Genomic DNA, 14,824 nt, shown 5'->3' with positions numbered 1-14,824 from the left:
GCCGGACGTCACGCGCCATAAACGAGCTTGTCCTGCCGCTGCCTGAGCTCGACGATCTTCGAGCCGGGGATGGGGGCGGCATTGGCGCTGGTGATGAGTTCGCCCTTGGCGATGGGCGCCGTCACCGTACCGCCCTGCAACAGGCCGCAGGGGATGGCTCCGGCGGCCCGCGCTTCCGGCGCCGTCATGATCCAGGCGCGGTAGCAATATTCGCCGATCGCATCGAGTGTCTCGCCGACCTTCAGGTCCTTCTTCGCCACCGCGCAGACTTCCGCCACCGGCTTGGCCAGAGGCACCATGTCCGCCTTGCCGTAGAGCACGACGCGCGCGCAGGTCAGCGGCACTTCCAGCGAGGTCAGGTGATAGGGCCGGTGGAAGGTGAAATACGGGCCCTTGCCCATCTTCAGATCTTCCATCCGCTCCGATATGCGCGGATGCGACATGTCGGCAACCACGAACACGCCCGGCGCCACGCCCTTGCCGATGGAATAGTCGACGACGCCGACCCGCGACAGCAGGCCGCCATCCTTTTGCGGGATCAGCGTCTTGTTGAGCTGGTCCAGCGTGGCGGCGGGGCCGTGCATGCCCGCCTTGTCGGGGACAAGCCCCGTCGCATTGGCGATCGCCGCCATTTCCACCATGGTCTTCGACCCGTCGACGAATTCCACCAGCATGCGCACATTCATGTGGCGCCGCGCCGCCTCCTCTTCGTAATCGTCGGGAATGGCGTCGATGTTGAGCGGGTTGTTCTTGCCCTTGCCGGCGGCGACGATCGGATGGCCCATGGCCGAGACGAACTCGATCAGCTCCATGCAGGAGGACGGCTCGTCGCCCGCGCCCAGCGAATAGGTGACGCCGAGGCGGTCCGCCTCGCTTTTCAGATACGCGCCGATGGTCACATCCGCCTCGACATTCATCATGACGAGGTGCTTGCCGTGCTCCATGGCTCTGAGGCCGATCTCGGCCCCGACCGCCGGAACGCCGGTCGCATCGATCACCACGTCGATCAGATCATTCTCGAGGATGAGGTCGGCATTGTCGGTGACGGCGATCCTGCCGCCTTCCATCGCCGCGGTCAGGGCCGAGGCGGTGTTGACTTCTCTGGAATGCCCCGGTTCCTGATAGGCGATATCGACGGCTTTGAGCGCATTGGGCAGGTTCAGCTCGGAAATCGCGCCGATCTCGACGCCCGGCATATGCGCCACCCGCGTGACGATGTCCGTGCCCATCTCGCCCGAGCCGATCAGCCCGATGCGGATCGGACGGCCCGCATCCGCCCGCGCCTGCATGTCCCGCGCCAATCCCGTCAATGCTACATTGCTCGCCATACCAAAACGCTCCTCAAAAGACTTCCGATGCGATGCCGGAAACCATTCTTATCCTGCCAATCGAATATTGAACATTTGTATTTTAGTCAAGACCTATGTGCATTATAAGGATGATAACGATGATCCCGTAACTACTGCGTCGACCCATGGAACGCAGGCTTTGAAGAGAGATGGAAATGCCGCAAAACAGGTTCGATCTGATAGTTTTTGATTGCGATGGCGTGCTTGTGGACAGCGAGCCACTGGCGGAACTGGCCTATCACAACGTCTATGCCAGCCATGGAATGGACCTGCCCGCAGGCACCATTGCCCAGTGCGTTGGCATGAAGCAGGCCGATATCATCCGGCGAATCGGCGAGCTGACCGGCTTTCACCTGTCCGACGCGGGTGAAGCCGGGCTGTGGCCCGAGACAAAACAGGTCTTCAGCCAGTTCCTGCAGCCGACCGCCGGAATTGCCGCCCTGCTCGCGGACTTGCAAACGCCCCGCTGCGTTGCCTCGTCATCGTCGCTGGAACGCATTCACTTCAGCCTGAAAACCACGGACCTTGCCGGATATTTCGGCGAAGCGATCTACAGCTCGTCCATGGTCAAGCGCGGCAAGCCCGCCCCGGACCTGTTCCTGCATGCCGCGAGCGAGATGGGCCACGAACCATCGGCCTGCGTTGTCATCGAGGATTCGCCCTATGGTGTCGAAGGCGCCGTGGCGGCGGGCATGACGGCCATCGGCTATACCGGCGGCGGCCACACCTACACGGCCCACGCCCAGACCCTGCTCGACAAGGGCGCAAGCGCCGTCTTCGCCGACTGGAAGGATATTTCCTACTGGATGCGCGCCGCCAACGATTGACCGGCAGCATGCACGTACAAACAAAAAGGGTGCCTTTCGGCACCCTTTTCACTTGATCTCAAGCCAATCCTAGTTCTTCAGCTCGAATGTCACATTGACCGTGACATTGTAGCTGTTCTCGCCGGCAGCCACCGGGACTGAATCGGATGCTTCGGCCGCCATCATCTTGGCGCGCGGTGCACCGCCATAGGGGCGCGGCTGGAACGTCTGTTCGCTGATCTCGATGACCTTGCCGACTTCAACGCCAGCCGCCGCCGTCAGGGTTTTCGCCTTGGCAATGGCATTGGCCACGGCCTTCTTGCGCGCTTCCTCGACGATTGCCTCCGGCTTGTCATTGGTGAATGTCAGGTTGCCGCCCTGGTTGACGCCCAATGTGACGGACTGATCGAGAATCTCGCCGACCTTCTTCAGGTCACGCACCCGCACGGACAGCGAATTGGAGACGGCATAGCCGACGATCTTCGGTGCCTGCGGCGGCTGGCCCTGCTTGTTATCCGGATAGACATAGCGCGGATCGATATTGAAACCCGATGTCTGCAGGTCGCGCTCGGCGATTCCGGCCTTCTTCATCGCGTCGAGAACCTTGGCCATGGTCTCGTTGTTGGCGGTCAAAGCTTCCCGTGCGGTCGGCTTTTCCTGCAGCACGACGAGTGAAACGATAGCCATGTCAGGCGCGGCAGTGGCTTCGCCTTCCCCGGTCACCGTAATGCGCGGGCGCGGAGCTTCCTCTGCCATGGCAGCGAACGGAACGGCCATCATTGCGGTTGCGGCAAAAGCCACGGCTAGAAATTTTGGTGTCATGGATGATCTCCCCAAGATGAAGTGACACAGCTGCGTCGCAGCCGATTATGGGCGCAATAGGGCGAAAGATACAACTTTCGCCCTACGCGTGCATTACGTGTGCGGATGAAATCAGCGGATGATCGGGCAGCCCGGTGCGCGGGCAAAGACAACCGCCGAGCGATGGCCATGGCGCCAGCCGGTCACGCGGACCGCATTGCGGTTCACAACCGCGCGCGGGTTGCGGATACCCATGCGGCTTGCCTTGTTCAGAGCCTGGTTGACGCTGCAGGCGCGGACGGGACGATAGCCGCCATGATAGCGGTGACCGTAGCGATGATCGACCTTGACGACATTGGACACCGGACCGGCGGCATCAGCCATGGACGATGCCAGCGGCGCTGCCGAAGCGGCACTCACGCCGAGCATCGAACCGAGCCCGAGAGCAGCGGTCACAGCGAGCATCTTGATGGACATGCGGGACATGGGCGTTTCTCCTTTGTTGGTTGTTGCTCCGGACGGGAAAGTCCGGAAGGTGATCGTTTGTTCCACTATTCACCTGAACAAGGCTTCAACGCGCCGTTCATCTCCCGTTCAGTAGGATTAATTTTCCGAAGAAGACGATTCCGCCATCATCATATGGTCGAAATAATCTTCGTCCGTTTTCAGGTCATGATCATAGGCGGTGATCTTGCCGCGCACTGAAATGCCCGCCTCGTGCACGGTGTCCACGCTGCCCGAAACCAGCGGATGCCACCAGTACAGGTCTTTTCCCTCGTCGATCAGACGATAGCCGCAGGTATCGGGCAGCCAGTCCACCTCGCGCACGATCTCCGGGGTCAGGAAGACACAATCGGGAACTTTCTTCTTGCGGTGCACATAGTCCGAACACTGGCAGGTCCCCGCATCGAGCAGGGTGCAGGCCACCGTGGTGAAATAGATTTCTTCCGTGTCTTCGTCCTCGAGCTTGTGCAGGCAGCAGCGGCCGCAGCCGTCACACAGGCTCTCCCACTCCGAGCGGTTCAGCTCGTCGAGCGTCTTGGTTTTCCAGAATGGTTCTTTGGGCATGCGTTGCAATACATCGACCGCAACGCCGCGTCCAGAGTTTTGCATGAACGCAAGATGAACGGTGCCTTCACATCGGATACAGGCGCGCCCGTGCAATCTTGCTGTAATCGGATTCAGGCAGGATCACACATGTACCGGTGTGAGGCTCAAGGAATCTGGTGAGAAGACCGCGACGGACAATCGGCTGCCACAAAGCTAGCACAACCTCCGGTCACAAACATTTGACGTGTTTCCAAGGAAGGAAACGCAAGACAGGGATGACAATGAAACGTACAGCGCTCTTTTTTGCTTCGACAGCAATCCTGTTCTCCTCGCCCTCGGCGATGGCGGAGCAGTCGCCTCTCCCTCGCCCCTACATCTCCTCCAACACCAATGAAGCACCGCTGCTGATGGCCCAGGCCGCAGCGGATCCGGCTGCAGAGCTGGCGAAGAAGCAGCAGGAAGAAGCGCAAAAGGCAGCGGAGCACGAAGCCGCCGCCCGCGCCGAAGAGGCAAAGCAACGCGCCGAAAAGGAGGCTGCCGCCGCCGCCCACGCCCAGCAACAGGCGGAAGAACAGGCCAAGAAGCGCGCCGACGAGGCTGCGCACGCCGCCGAAGCACAGGCAGCCGAACGCGCCCAGGAGGCCAAGCGTGCCGCCCAGGAAGAAGCGCAGAAGGCGGCCGAGCAGCAGAAGGCCGTAGAAGCCCAGGCCAAGCAGAAAGCGGCTGAGGAGGCGCAGGCTGCCAAGGCCGCCGAAAAGGCCGCCGCCCAGGAAGCCGAACAGGCCAAGCGCGCCACCCAGGCCGAGGCACAGAAAGCCGCCGAACAGCAGAAAGCCGTGGAAGCAGAGGCCAAGCAAAAGGCCGCTGCGGATGCGCAGGCTGCCAAGGCTGCTGCTGCGCAAGAGGCTGAACAGGCCAAGAAGGCGGCAGAAGACGAGACGCGCAAGAAGGCCGACGCCGCGCAGAAGGCAGCCGACAAGGCCGCCAAGGAAGCCCCGGCCGCTGAACAGCCCGCCGAAAAGCCGGCACAGCCCAAGCCGCAGAAGCCCGCACCGGAGCAACCCGCGGCTGAAAAGCCTGCGCCCGTCACCGAACCGGCAGCGGCCGAAAAGCCAGCCAAACCCGTTGAAGCCCAGAAGCCGGCTGCCGAACAGCCTGCCACGGCAAAACCCGCCGCTGAGAAACCCGCGCCCGTCACCGAACCCGCAGCGGGCGAAAAGCCGGCCAAACCCGTTGAAGCCCAGAAGCCGGCTGCCGAACAGCCTGCAGCGGCAAAACCCGCCGCTGAAAAACCCGCGCCCGTCACCGAACCCGCAGCGGGCGAAAAGCCGGCCAAACCCGTTGAAGCCCAGAAGCCGGCTGCCGAACAGCCTGCAGCGGCAAAACCCGCCGCTGAAAAACCCGCGCCGGTCACCGAACCCGCAGCAGGCGAAAAGCCCGCAACCCCTGTCGAGGCTGGAAAACCCGCACCGAAGGAACCATCGCCGCTGCCGGAAAATGCCGCGCCGGTGCTCGACAGCCAGAAACCCGCGCCGCCGGCCAAGGGCACGGGCGGCCAGGCCGCCGGCAAGCCGGCCGGTGCAACGCCGGTTGTCCAGCAGCCCGCCGTTCAGGCCCCGGCCACACCGCCCGCACCGCCGCCGAAGAACGATGCGGACGTGCAGAAGGCGCTTGTCCCTGTCAGAATCGAGCCCATCCGCACCGAGGAAGGCACCCGTATCAAGCAGGCGCCGCGCGAGGAGCGCCCGGCCGACGTGCAGGTGATCAAGCAGATCGACAACCGCACGATTGTCGAAGTCAACAACAACATCTTCGTGGAAAGCTCCGACCGTCCGCGCATGTCGCGCGATGCGCAGGATGTCTATTACGAGAACCTGCCGCGCAACCGCACCCGCGAAACCATCGTGCGCGACAATGGCGTCCAGGTCGTCACGATCCGCAACCGTTATGGCGATGTGATCCAGCGGTCGCGCGTCATGCCCGACGGGCGTGAGGTTCTGCTGAGCTACACGCCGGATTACGACCGCGAGGAACGCTATCAGTGGCGCGATCCCGGCCTTGACCTGCCGCCGCTGGTGCTCGATATCCCGATTGCCGACTACATCCTCGATGCCGATCAGGTGCCGGAAGCCGACGTCTATGACTTCTTCTCCCGCCCGCCGGTGGAACGCGTCGAACGCATCTATTCTGTTGATGAGGTCAAGCGCTCGGCCCGTATCCGCGACAAGGTCCGCCGCATCGATCTGGACACCATCACCTTCAAGTTCGGTTCGGCTGATATCACCGAAGACCAGATCCCGCATCTCGACAGCGTTGCCAAGGCGATCGCCGAGATTCTGAAGAAGAACCCGGCGGAAACCTTCCTCATCGAAGGCCATACGGACGCCGTCGGTTCCGATCAGGCCAACCTCGTGCTGTCGGACAAGCGGGCGGAATCGGTTGCCCAGGCGCTGACCAATGTCTTCGGCATCCCGCCGGAAAACATGGCGACACAGGGCTACGGCGAACGCTACCTGAAGATCAAGACCGACGGTCCCGAACAGCAGAACCGGCGCGTCGCCATCCGCCGCATCACCCCGCTGGTGCAGCCGCTGGCCAGCAAATAGCCTGATCCGCAGGCCGTCATGCGAAAACCCGGACTTCGGTCCGGGTTTTTTGTGACGGCCGGTGGTTTTGTCTTGAGTTCGCCGTCCGCATCGCTATCTGATGCATGAGATCAATCGGACCCTGCTGTTTATGAAACGTATCGAAATATTCATCGAAAACATCATCCTGGCGTCGCGCTGGCTGCTTGTTGTTTTCTACCTTGGGCTTGCCGTTGCGCTTGCCATCTATGCCTTTTCCTTTGCCGGAAAGCTGCTGGATTTCGTCATGAAGGTGACGAGCCTCGACGAAACCGAAACGATCCTGAAAATGCTGGGATTGATCGATGCGGCGCTGGTCGCCAGCCTCGTGGTGATGGTCATCATCTCCGGCTATGAAAACTTCGTCAGCCGCTTTGACCAGGCCGACGACGTGCACTGGCTCGGCACGATCGATGCCGGTTCGCTCAAGATCAAGGTGGCATCGACCATCGTCGCCATCTCGTCGATCCATCTTCTGCAGGTGTTCCTCAACCTGACGAAATACACGACGGAACAGCTGACGTGGTTCACGGTGATCCACCTCGCCTTCGTCTTCTCCGCGCTGTTCCTTGCCTATATCGACAAGATCATGGCCAAGGACAAAGGCGGGAAGAAATCGAACGAGCCGTCCATCTGAACCGAATGAAACAAAGAGCCCGGATTTTTCCGGGCTTTTTCGTTTCCGGCCCGCGCCGTTCCGCCGATGGCTGGTCCCGCAAAGCAAAACGGGATGGGTTTTCACCCATCCCGTTTGCATTTCCAACGCATTGTCTGCGGTTTAGCTGTCGAGGAAGCTGCGCAGCTTGCGCGAGCGGCTCGGATGCTTGAGCTTGCGCAGCGCCTTGGCTTCGATCTGCCGGATACGCTCACGCGTCACCGAGAACTGCTGGCCGACTTCTTCCAGCGTGTGGTCGGTGTTCATGCCGATGCCGAAGCGCATGCGCAGCACGCGTTCCTCGCGCGGGGTCAGCGAAGCGAGAACCCGGGTCGTCGTGTCGCGCAGATTGGCCTGAATGGCCGCATCGATCGGCAGAAGCGCATTCTTGTCCTCGATGAAATCGCCGAGATGTGAATCCTCTTCGTCACCGACCGGGGTTTCCAGCGAAATCGGTTCCTTGGCGATCTTCAGCACCTTGCGCACTTTTTCCAGCGGCATGGCCAGCTTTTCCGCCAGTTCTTCCGGGGTCGGTTCACGGCCGATTTCATGCAGCATCTGGCGCGATGTCCGGACGATCTTGTTGATCGTTTCGATCATGTGCACCGGAATACGGATGGTGCGCGCCTGATCGGCGATCGAACGGGTGATCGCCTGACGGATCCACCATGTCGCATAGGTCGAGAACTTGTAGCCGCGGCGGTACTCGAACTTGTCGACCGCCTTCATCAGGCCGATATTGCCTTCCTGAATGAGATCGAGGAACTGCAGGCCGCGGTTCGTGTACTTCTTGGCGATGGAAATCACGAGACGCAGGTTTGCCTCGACCATTTCCTTCTTGGCAAGAGCCGCTTCGCGCTCGCCCTTCTGCACCTGATTGACGATGCGGCGGAATTCCGAAATCGAGATCGCAGTTTCCTGCGCCATGTTCTGGATTTCCGTACGCAGGTTCTTGATCGTGTCTTTTTCGTTCTTGGTGAACTCTTTCCAGCCGCGCGTGGTGAGGTTGGAAACGGCCTTCAGCCAGTTCGGGTCAAGCTCGTTGCCCTGATATTCCTTGAGGAAGTCCTCACGGCGCACGCCATAGGATTCGGCAAGACGCAACAGACGGCCTTCGTTCTGCACCAGACGCTTGTTGATGTCGTAAAGCTGGGCAACCAGCGCTTCGATGCGGTTCTGGTTCAGCGACAGCGACTTCACCGCCTTGATCAGCTGATCCTTCAGTTCCTTGTAGCGGCGTTCCTGGCTTGGCGACAGGGAACCGGAGGCAGCGAGGCGGTTTTCCACCTGCTGGTCCTGCAGCTTGCGCAGCTTCTTGTAGGTGTCGGCGATGACGTCGAGCGTTTCCATGACCTGCGGACGCAGCTCGGCTTCCATCGCGGCGAGCGACAGATTGGCTTCATCATCCTCGTCATCATCGTCTTCAACGGGCGTATCGCCGCCGACATTGGTGATGTCGTCGTCATCGCGGCGGCTGCGCGAACGGTCATTGCCGGCGGCCGGCTTTTCTTCCTCGACGCGCTCGATCACCGGAGCCTGCTTGGCCTCTGGGCCCGCATAGGTGGTTTCAAGGTCGATGATTTCGCGCAGCAGAATCTGCGAGTCGTTCAAGGCATCGCGCCAGATGATGATGGCCTGGAAGGTCAGCGGGCTTTCGCACAGCCCTGAAATCATCGTCTCGCGCCCGGCCTCGATGCGCTTGGCGATGGCAATTTCGCCTTCGCGCGACAGAAGCTCGACAGTGCCCATCTCGCGCAAATACATGCGCACGGGATCGTCGGTGCGGTCGGTCGGCTCTTTCTTGGTCGTGGTCGGTGCAACGGCGGTGCCGGTTGCGTCGGCAAGCTCGCGGGCATCGCTCTCGTCGTCGCTGTTGTCAGCTTCTTCGGCGTCCGCATCCTGCTCGTCATCTTCGACAACGTTGATACCCATGTCACTGAGCATGGCCATCGTGTCTTCGATCTGTTCGGAAGTGACCTCTTCGGACGGCAGAACGGCATTGAGCTCGTCCATCGTCACATAGCCGCGCTTTTTGGCGAGCTTGATCATCTTCTTGACAGCGTCATCGGAAAGGTCGAGAAGCGGTCCGTCCGGCGCGCCTTCGCGCTCGACTTCTACTTCTTCGTTTTCCTTTGCTTTCGTTGCCATATTCTATGTCTCCAAGCGACGTTTCGCTTTGTTCATGCATGGGAACTAACGAGTGCGGTGGCGCACCGGTTCCCCTGCAGCGTCAAGGTAATAAATGATCGACTAGCCGAAATCCCGTTAATGCCGGATTAACCTTGTTATTCCGATGGCGAGCACATTGTATATTTGCCGTATTTGCCGGTTTTTCAGCCAAACCTACAAACATCAACCCAATATTTTCAATTCCGCGCAATCTGATTCCGTCATTATTGACCCACGTCAACCCCGACTCAACTGATTCGCGGCAAAAAAGCGAATCAATTTCGTCAAAAACCCTTTCCGGACCGTCCGGAGGGGATTCCAAAGCCCTCGATCAGTGCTTCCGTCGCCTGGGCGTTGCGGATGTCGTTCTGAATATCGAGCAGCCGGTTGAGGTTTTCGTCGGTCGTTTCCGTCGCCAACGCGGTTTCAGCTACTTTCAGCTCTTTATGTAGTGTGCTTGCGCGCTGATGCAAGTGAACGGCCTGCCGCAATGCTTCGAGCGCATCCTCTTCCGCCGCTTCCGCCGTCGCCGTCCACATGCGGGCGCGCCGCACGAGGGCCTCGAGCGCCTCGATCAGCGTGCCGTGTCCGGCCTCCGCCATGGCCTTGCGCATTGCCAGCCCATCCACCACGTGGTGCTCGGCCATGGCATTGAGCATGGCGGAATGAAACCGCTTCAGGTCCGGGTGGCTGAATTCCAGCCGCACCACCGTTTCGAAATCCTCTTCGATCAGCCGGGGATGGTTGAACAGGGTCATCAATATGGCAGTCTCGCGCAGGGGCGGCGCTGCCGACGTGGTCTTGACCAGCACCGAGCGGGCAAGACTGTCGGAAACGGCGAGCCGCCCCGAGGCCGCACCCCTGCCCCGCTGGCCGTAGCCGTTCTGGTTGCCATAGCCATTCTGGCCATTGCCGCGCTGGTCGCCGTCGCGCCGGTTGTTGTTGCTGCGCTGGTTCGAGCCGAAGAACTGCTGGATGCGGTCGCGCACATCCTGCGCATAGTGGCGGCGCACATTCTCGTCGGCAATCAGCGCCGTCATCTGCTTGAGCCGGGATTCCAGTTCGGCGCGCCGTTCCGGCGTGTCGAAAACCCCGCCGCTGGTCTCGCGCGTCCACAGCATGTCGGCCAATGGGCGGGCATCGTCCAACACCGCCTGAAACGCCTGCGGGCCGGAGGCCTTGACCAGGTCGTCCGGGTCCTTGCCTTCCGGCAGCACGGCAAAGCGCAGCGACCGCCCCGGCTTTAGCACCGGCATGGCCAGATCGATGGCGCGGTAGGCCGCCTTGATCCCGGCCTGATCGCCGTCGAAACACAGCACCGGCTCCGGCGACATGCGCCAGAGCAAATCGAGCTGGTCTTCCGTCAGCGCCGTGCCGAGCGGCGCGACCGCCTGGCCAAAGCCCGCCTGCGCCAGCGCAATCACGTCCATATAGCCTTCGACCGCGATAACGGCCTTGGCGGCCTGCCCCGCCTGCGGCTGCGCGGCCCGCCGGGCGCGCAGGGCGTTGAACAGCACCTTGCCCTTGTGAAACAGCTCGGTCTCGTTGGAATTGAGATATTTGGCCGGGGCATTGGGCGTCAGCGCCCGGCCGCCGAAAGCGATGACCCGCCCGCGCAGATCCTCGATCGGGAACATGATGCGGTCGCGGAAGCGGTCATAGGACACCGGCTTGTCGTCGCCATAGACCACAAGGCCGCAAGCCTCGATCTGTTCGCGTGTCGCGCCTTTCAGCGCCAGATGCTCCTTCAGCGCATTGCGGCTCTCCGGCGAATAACCCAGCCGGTAGGCATGCTGGGTGGTTGCCGACAGGCCGCGATCGCGCAGGTAGGCCCGCGCCTTGGCGCCCGCGGCCGACTGCAACTGCTCTTCGAAGAATTTCGTCGCCATGTCCATGACGTCATAAAGCGTGGCGCGCTTGGCCTCGCGCATTTCCATCTCGGCATCGCGCGCCGGCATGGGGATACCGGCCATGTCAGCCACGCGCTGCACCGCTTCGGGAAAGCTCAGGCCCTCGAGTTCGGTGAGAAACTTGAAATGATCGCCCGTCACCCCGCAGCCGAAGCAGTGGTAGCGGCCCTTGCGGTCCTCGCAATGGAAACTCGGCGATTTCTCGCCATGGAACGGGCAGCACGCCCAGAAATCGCCCTTCGGCGCGTTGGTTTTTTTCCGGTCGAACGACACCCGCGTGCCGATCACACTGGAAATCGGTACACGCTCCCTGATCTCATCGAGAAAGGATGGCGGAAATCGCATGCTGCTCTTCGTTCACTTCATCCGGCGATTCGGGGGTTCACGCCCTGAATGCCTCCATTTTCCACGGTTTCAACAGCTATCTGCAGAACCGGCGCCATATTGCATCATATCGGGGGGCGGTGAAAGGTCTGCAAGCCGGTCATCCCCCGCTCATCCTATCTTTTTGATTTAATTATCAGATCGCATATTGAAAAGCCGGCTCATCATTACCGGTACAGCCAAAGACTGTCATAAAACTGTTACACTTTGTCAAAAACGACATAATTTTTCTTAGCCGGAACATATTTTTTCCCCTTTTGGATTGATATGTTATCTTAATAATTGGCAACTAGAATTGGTCTGGTTGTATACCGCATTTTTCCACCTCGTTAGGATTGGCTCAAGTGAACGGTTCGACAGTTTTATTGCATCTCGCAGGTGCGGTGGCCCTTCTGCTGTGGGCCACGCGCATGGTTCGCACCGGTGTCGAGCGCGCCTATGGCGAACGCATGCGCCAGAGCCTGCGCGGCGTGCTGCACAATCCCGTCCTTGCCGTCCTCTGGGGTACGATGCTTTCCATCGCCCTGCAGAGTTCGACGGCCGTCAGCCTGCTCGTCGGCTCCTTCGTCGGTTCCGGCATTGTCAGCGGCATTTCCGGGCTGATGGCAGTGCGTGGAGCGGAGGTCGGCTCGGCGCTCGTCGTCCTGATCCTGAGCTTCGACCTGACCCTGCTGGTGCCTCTGTGCCTGCTCGCCGGCACCGTCATCTTCATGTCGACCGAGCGCGGCGACTGGCGCCAGATCGGCCGCATCCTTGTCGGCATCGGCCTTCTCGTGCTGTCGCTCGAGATGACCGGCCAGGCCACCGAGCCGCTGCGCAACAGCGACCTCCTGCCTGTCATTGTCAGCTATCTGAGCACCGACCCGGTCACCGCCTTCATGCTGGCGGCGCTGATGACCTGGCTGTTCCATTCCAGCATCGCGGCCATCCTGCTGCTGGTCACCTTTGCCTCGCGCGGGCTGATCGATCCGGAACTCGGCGTCGTCATGGTGTTCGGCGTCAATCTCGGCTCGTCCTTCATCGCACCGCTGCTGACCCGCAATGCCGCGCCGCAGGCCCGGATCGTGCCGATGGGCAACCTGCTGATGCGCGGCGCCGGTTCCCTTGTCATCCTCATCGCCTACCTCACCTTCAAGCCGTCGGTGGCCTTCCTCGGTGCGGCGCCGGCCGACCAGATCATCCATGCGCATATCCTTTTCAACATCATCATCCTGCTCGCCGGCGTGCCGCTGTCGGGCCTTGTCCTGAAGGCCACCAAGGCTATCGTCGCGCTCAATGCCCCGGCACCGCAGGCCCCGTCGCTGGAACAGACCGAGCTCAGCGCGCTGGATGAAAGCGTGCTGGATGCACCGAGCCTTGCCCTTGCCAATGCCACCCGCGAGACCGTACGCGTCTGCGAAACCGTGGAAATCATGCTGCAGCGGATCATCGGGCTCTACGAGAATCCCGAGCAGGCGCGCATCGACGAATTGTCGGGCCTCGATGACAAGGTCGACCGCAAGCACGCCGCGATCAAGCTTTACCTGGCCAAGCTGACCACGCGCGCCCTGTCGCCGCAGGAAGTCAGCCGCGCCCAGGAACTGCTCGGCGCCTGCGTCAAGCTCGAACAGGTCGGCGACATCATCGTGCGCAACATGCTCGCGCTCGTGCAGAAGAAGATGGACCGCAAGCTGAAATTCACCGATGAGGGCTGGCTGGAACTCAGCAATTTCCACGCAAAGGTCCTGACCAATGCGCGCATGGCGTTCAACGTACTGGTGTCGCGCGACAGCGAAATGGCGCACCAGCTGGTGCTGGAAAAGGATCTTCTGCGCGATCTGGAAAAGCAGAGCAGCCAGCGCCACTTCAGCCGCCTGCGCGAGGGAACGCTGCGCAGCCTGGAGACCAGCTCGATCCACCTCGATACCATCCGCGATCTGAAGCAGATCAACTCGCTGCTGGCCGCCATGGCCTATCCGGTGCTGGAGGAGCAGGGCCTGCTCAACACCACCCGCCTGCGCGCGCTGAACAACTGATTTATTGTTCTTCATCCCCCTCTGTCCGGCAGGACGGAGGGGGGTGAAAAGTAATTGGGCTGAAACTTATCCACCACATCCCAACCCGAGATATTCTCATCCCTGTCCTTTCCGGCGGGAATGCTTCCGGAAACCTTCGCAAGTCGGGAAAGGACCGGCACTTCGTTCCGCAGGGAAAACCTGCGGGACGAGGAGGTTGCGCTGAGGCTGTGCGCGTTTCTGATGAGGAAACAAGGCAGAACAGGCAAGACCTGAAATCGCCGGGGCGGGTGGTCCCCAGGATCGCAAGCATCGCATACCAGAATACCCCAAGACCCGCGTTCCCAGGGACCGCCCGTCATTCCTACCCTTCAACGGCCAGACGCGAAAGCGGGCGTGGCGACGGGAAAGCACAGCAGGCCGTTCAGCAGGTCCTTGATGCCTTCCACCGCCCGCCGCGATGTCGCTTCCGGTTCGGGTGAATTGGCGATCCACGACGCCGCATGCAGCAGGGCGCCGTTGAGCAAGCGTGCCAGCGCCTCGGGATCGCCCGGCCGTATGATGCCGTCCTCGCTCAAGCGCTTCAGGTTGGCCGACATGGAAAGAATGCACTTGTTCTGGTTGGGCCATGTGGCGGGGTCGCCGAGCACAGATGGGCCGTCGCGCAGCACGATGCGCTGGATTTCCGGCTCCAGCGCCATCTCCAGATAGGCGGTGCATTCGTCGACAAACCCCTTCCACTGGCTCTGCGACCGGCTGGAGACGGCAAGCAAGCGCGCATCCATTTCCGCATCGATCTCGGCAACAACCGCTTCAAGCAGGCCCTTCTTGTCGCCAAAATGATGATACAGGGCGCCGCGCGTCAGGCCGACAGCCGATGTGAAGTCATCCATGGACGCATCGGCATAGCCCACCGTGCCAAAAGCCTTTCGCGCGGCGGCAACCAGCTTGGCCCGCGTTTGCGCAATCATTTCAGACCGGGGTCTGTGCATCCCGTGAATTCCCTTCGCATACGCTGCGTATATTAATTGACATACGCCGCGTATGCAACTATTACATCGACATACGTCTCGTATGTCATT

The 14,824-nt window shown here is 61.1% G+C and carries 11 protein-coding genes; 4 read left to right on the top strand and 7 right to left on the bottom strand.

Annotation, left to right across the window (positions count from 1 at the left end; all coding sequences use genetic code 11):
• Positions 1-8: 8 nt before the first annotated feature.
• Positions 9-1,328, bottom strand: a complete 1,320-nt coding sequence (locus tag J1W56_RS07235; protein WP_223612644.1) for an NAD(P)H-dependent oxidoreductase — start codon at positions 1,326-1,328, stop codon at positions 9-11.
• A 176-nt stretch (positions 1,329-1,504) separates the two neighbouring features.
• Between J1W56_RS07235 and J1W56_RS07230 the strand changes: the two genes are divergently transcribed.
• A complete protein-coding gene (locus J1W56_RS07230; RefSeq protein ID WP_223612643.1) occupies positions 1,505-2,176 on the top strand; it encodes an HAD family hydrolase in 672 nt (223 codons plus the stop codon).
• A gap of 69 nt (positions 2,177-2,245) precedes the next feature.
• On the opposite strand, the gene J1W56_RS07225 is transcribed toward J1W56_RS07230, so the two are convergent.
• The 3 genes from J1W56_RS07225 to J1W56_RS07215 form a co-directional block, all read right to left on the bottom strand.
• Positions 2,246-2,977 carry an SIMPL domain-containing protein gene (locus tag J1W56_RS07225; protein WP_404928101.1) on the bottom strand — a complete coding sequence of 244 codons (732 nt, stop codon included), beginning with the start codon at positions 2,975-2,977 and terminating at the stop codon, positions 2,246-2,248.
• Between the two features lie 111 nt (positions 2,978-3,088).
• The gene (locus tag J1W56_RS07220; RefSeq protein WP_223612642.1) at positions 3,089-3,442 is read right to left on the bottom strand and encodes an antifreeze protein; all 354 of its coding nucleotides are present in this window, start codon (positions 3,440-3,442) and stop codon (positions 3,089-3,091) included.
• A 117-nt stretch (positions 3,443-3,559) separates the two neighbouring features.
• Positions 3,560-4,024: a YcgN family cysteine cluster protein gene (locus tag J1W56_RS07215; protein WP_223612641.1), complete on the bottom strand. Its 465-nt coding sequence runs from the start codon at positions 4,022-4,024 to the stop codon at positions 3,560-3,562.
• Positions 4,025-4,287: 263 nt separating this feature from the next.
• Between J1W56_RS07215 and J1W56_RS07210 the strand changes: the two genes are divergently transcribed.
• Both J1W56_RS07210 and J1W56_RS07205 read left to right on the top strand, forming a co-directional pair.
• Positions 4,288-6,612: an OmpA family protein gene (locus tag J1W56_RS07210; RefSeq protein WP_223612640.1), complete on the top strand. Its 2,325-nt coding sequence runs from the start codon at positions 4,288-4,290 to the stop codon at positions 6,610-6,612.
• A gap of 130 nt (positions 6,613-6,742) precedes the next feature.
• Complete coding sequence (locus J1W56_RS07205; protein WP_223612639.1) at positions 6,743-7,267, top strand: TIGR00645 family protein; 525 nt, start codon at positions 6,743-6,745, stop codon at positions 7,265-7,267.
• 141 nt (positions 7,268-7,408) lie between these two features.
• Here J1W56_RS07205 and rpoD read toward each other — a convergent pair whose 3' ends face one another.
• Both rpoD and dnaG read right to left on the bottom strand, forming a co-directional pair.
• Positions 7,409-9,433: an RNA polymerase sigma factor RpoD gene (gene rpoD, locus J1W56_RS07200; RefSeq protein WP_105732097.1), complete on the bottom strand. Its 2,025-nt coding sequence runs from the start codon at positions 9,431-9,433 to the stop codon at positions 7,409-7,411.
• A gap of 305 nt (positions 9,434-9,738) precedes the next feature.
• Positions 9,739-11,709, bottom strand: coding sequence for a DNA primase (gene dnaG, locus J1W56_RS07195; protein ID WP_223612638.1), 1,971 nt, complete (start codon positions 11,707-11,709; stop codon positions 9,739-9,741).
• Positions 11,710-12,092: 383 nt separating this feature from the next.
• Here dnaG and J1W56_RS07190 point away from each other — a divergent pair, with 383 nt between their 5' ends.
• On the top strand, positions 12,093-13,763 hold the full coding sequence (locus J1W56_RS07190) for a Na/Pi cotransporter family protein (RefSeq protein ID WP_223612637.1): 1,671 nt from the start codon (positions 12,093-12,095) through the stop codon (positions 13,761-13,763).
• 350 nt (positions 13,764-14,113) lie between these two features.
• On the opposite strand, the gene J1W56_RS07185 is transcribed toward J1W56_RS07190, so the two are convergent.
• Positions 14,114-14,734 (bottom strand): TetR/AcrR family transcriptional regulator, encoded by a 621-nt coding sequence (locus J1W56_RS07185; RefSeq protein ID WP_223612636.1) that lies wholly within the window; start codon positions 14,732-14,734, stop codon positions 14,114-14,116.
• Positions 14,735-14,824 lie beyond the last annotated feature (90 nt).

This window comes from Phyllobacterium calauticae (assembly GCF_019991125.1).
In the GTDB taxonomy this organism is placed as follows: Bacteria; Pseudomonadota; Alphaproteobacteria; order Rhizobiales; family Rhizobiaceae; genus Phyllobacterium; species Phyllobacterium calauticae.
This window is presented reverse-complemented; position numbering and strand designations above follow the sequence as displayed.

Bases quoted from the DNA above. Each gene is read 5' to 3' on its own strand.
- J1W56_RS07235 (WP_223612644.1), bottom strand. From the start codon at position 1,328: ATGGCGAGCAATGTAGCATTGACGGGATTGGCGCGGGACATGCAGGCG.
- J1W56_RS07230 (WP_223612643.1), top strand. From the start codon at position 1,505: ATGCCGCAAAACAGGTTCGATCTGATAGTTTTTGATTGCGATGGCGTG.
- J1W56_RS07225 (WP_404928101.1), bottom strand. From the start codon at position 2,977: ATGACACCAAAATTTCTAGCCGTGGCTTTTGCCGCAACCGCAATGATG.
- J1W56_RS07220 (WP_223612642.1), bottom strand. From the start codon at position 3,442: ATGTCCCGCATGTCCATCAAGATGCTCGCTGTGACCGCTGCTCTCGGG.
- J1W56_RS07215 (WP_223612641.1), bottom strand. From the start codon at position 4,024: ATGCCCAAAGAACCATTCTGGAAAACCAAGACGCTCGACGAGCTGAAC.
- J1W56_RS07210 (WP_223612640.1), top strand. From the start codon at position 4,288: ATGAAACGTACAGCGCTCTTTTTTGCTTCGACAGCAATCCTGTTCTCC.
- J1W56_RS07205 (WP_223612639.1), top strand. From the start codon at position 6,743: ATGAAACGTATCGAAATATTCATCGAAAACATCATCCTGGCGTCGCGC.
- rpoD (WP_105732097.1), bottom strand. From the start codon at position 9,433: ATGGCAACGAAAGCAAAGGAAAACGAAGAAGTAGAAGTCGAGCGCGAA.
- dnaG (WP_223612638.1), bottom strand. From the start codon at position 11,709: ATGCGATTTCCGCCATCCTTTCTCGATGAGATCAGGGAGCGTGTACCG.
- J1W56_RS07185 (WP_223612636.1), bottom strand. From the start codon at position 14,734: ATGCACAGACCCCGGTCTGAAATGATTGCGCAAACGCGGGCCAAGCTG.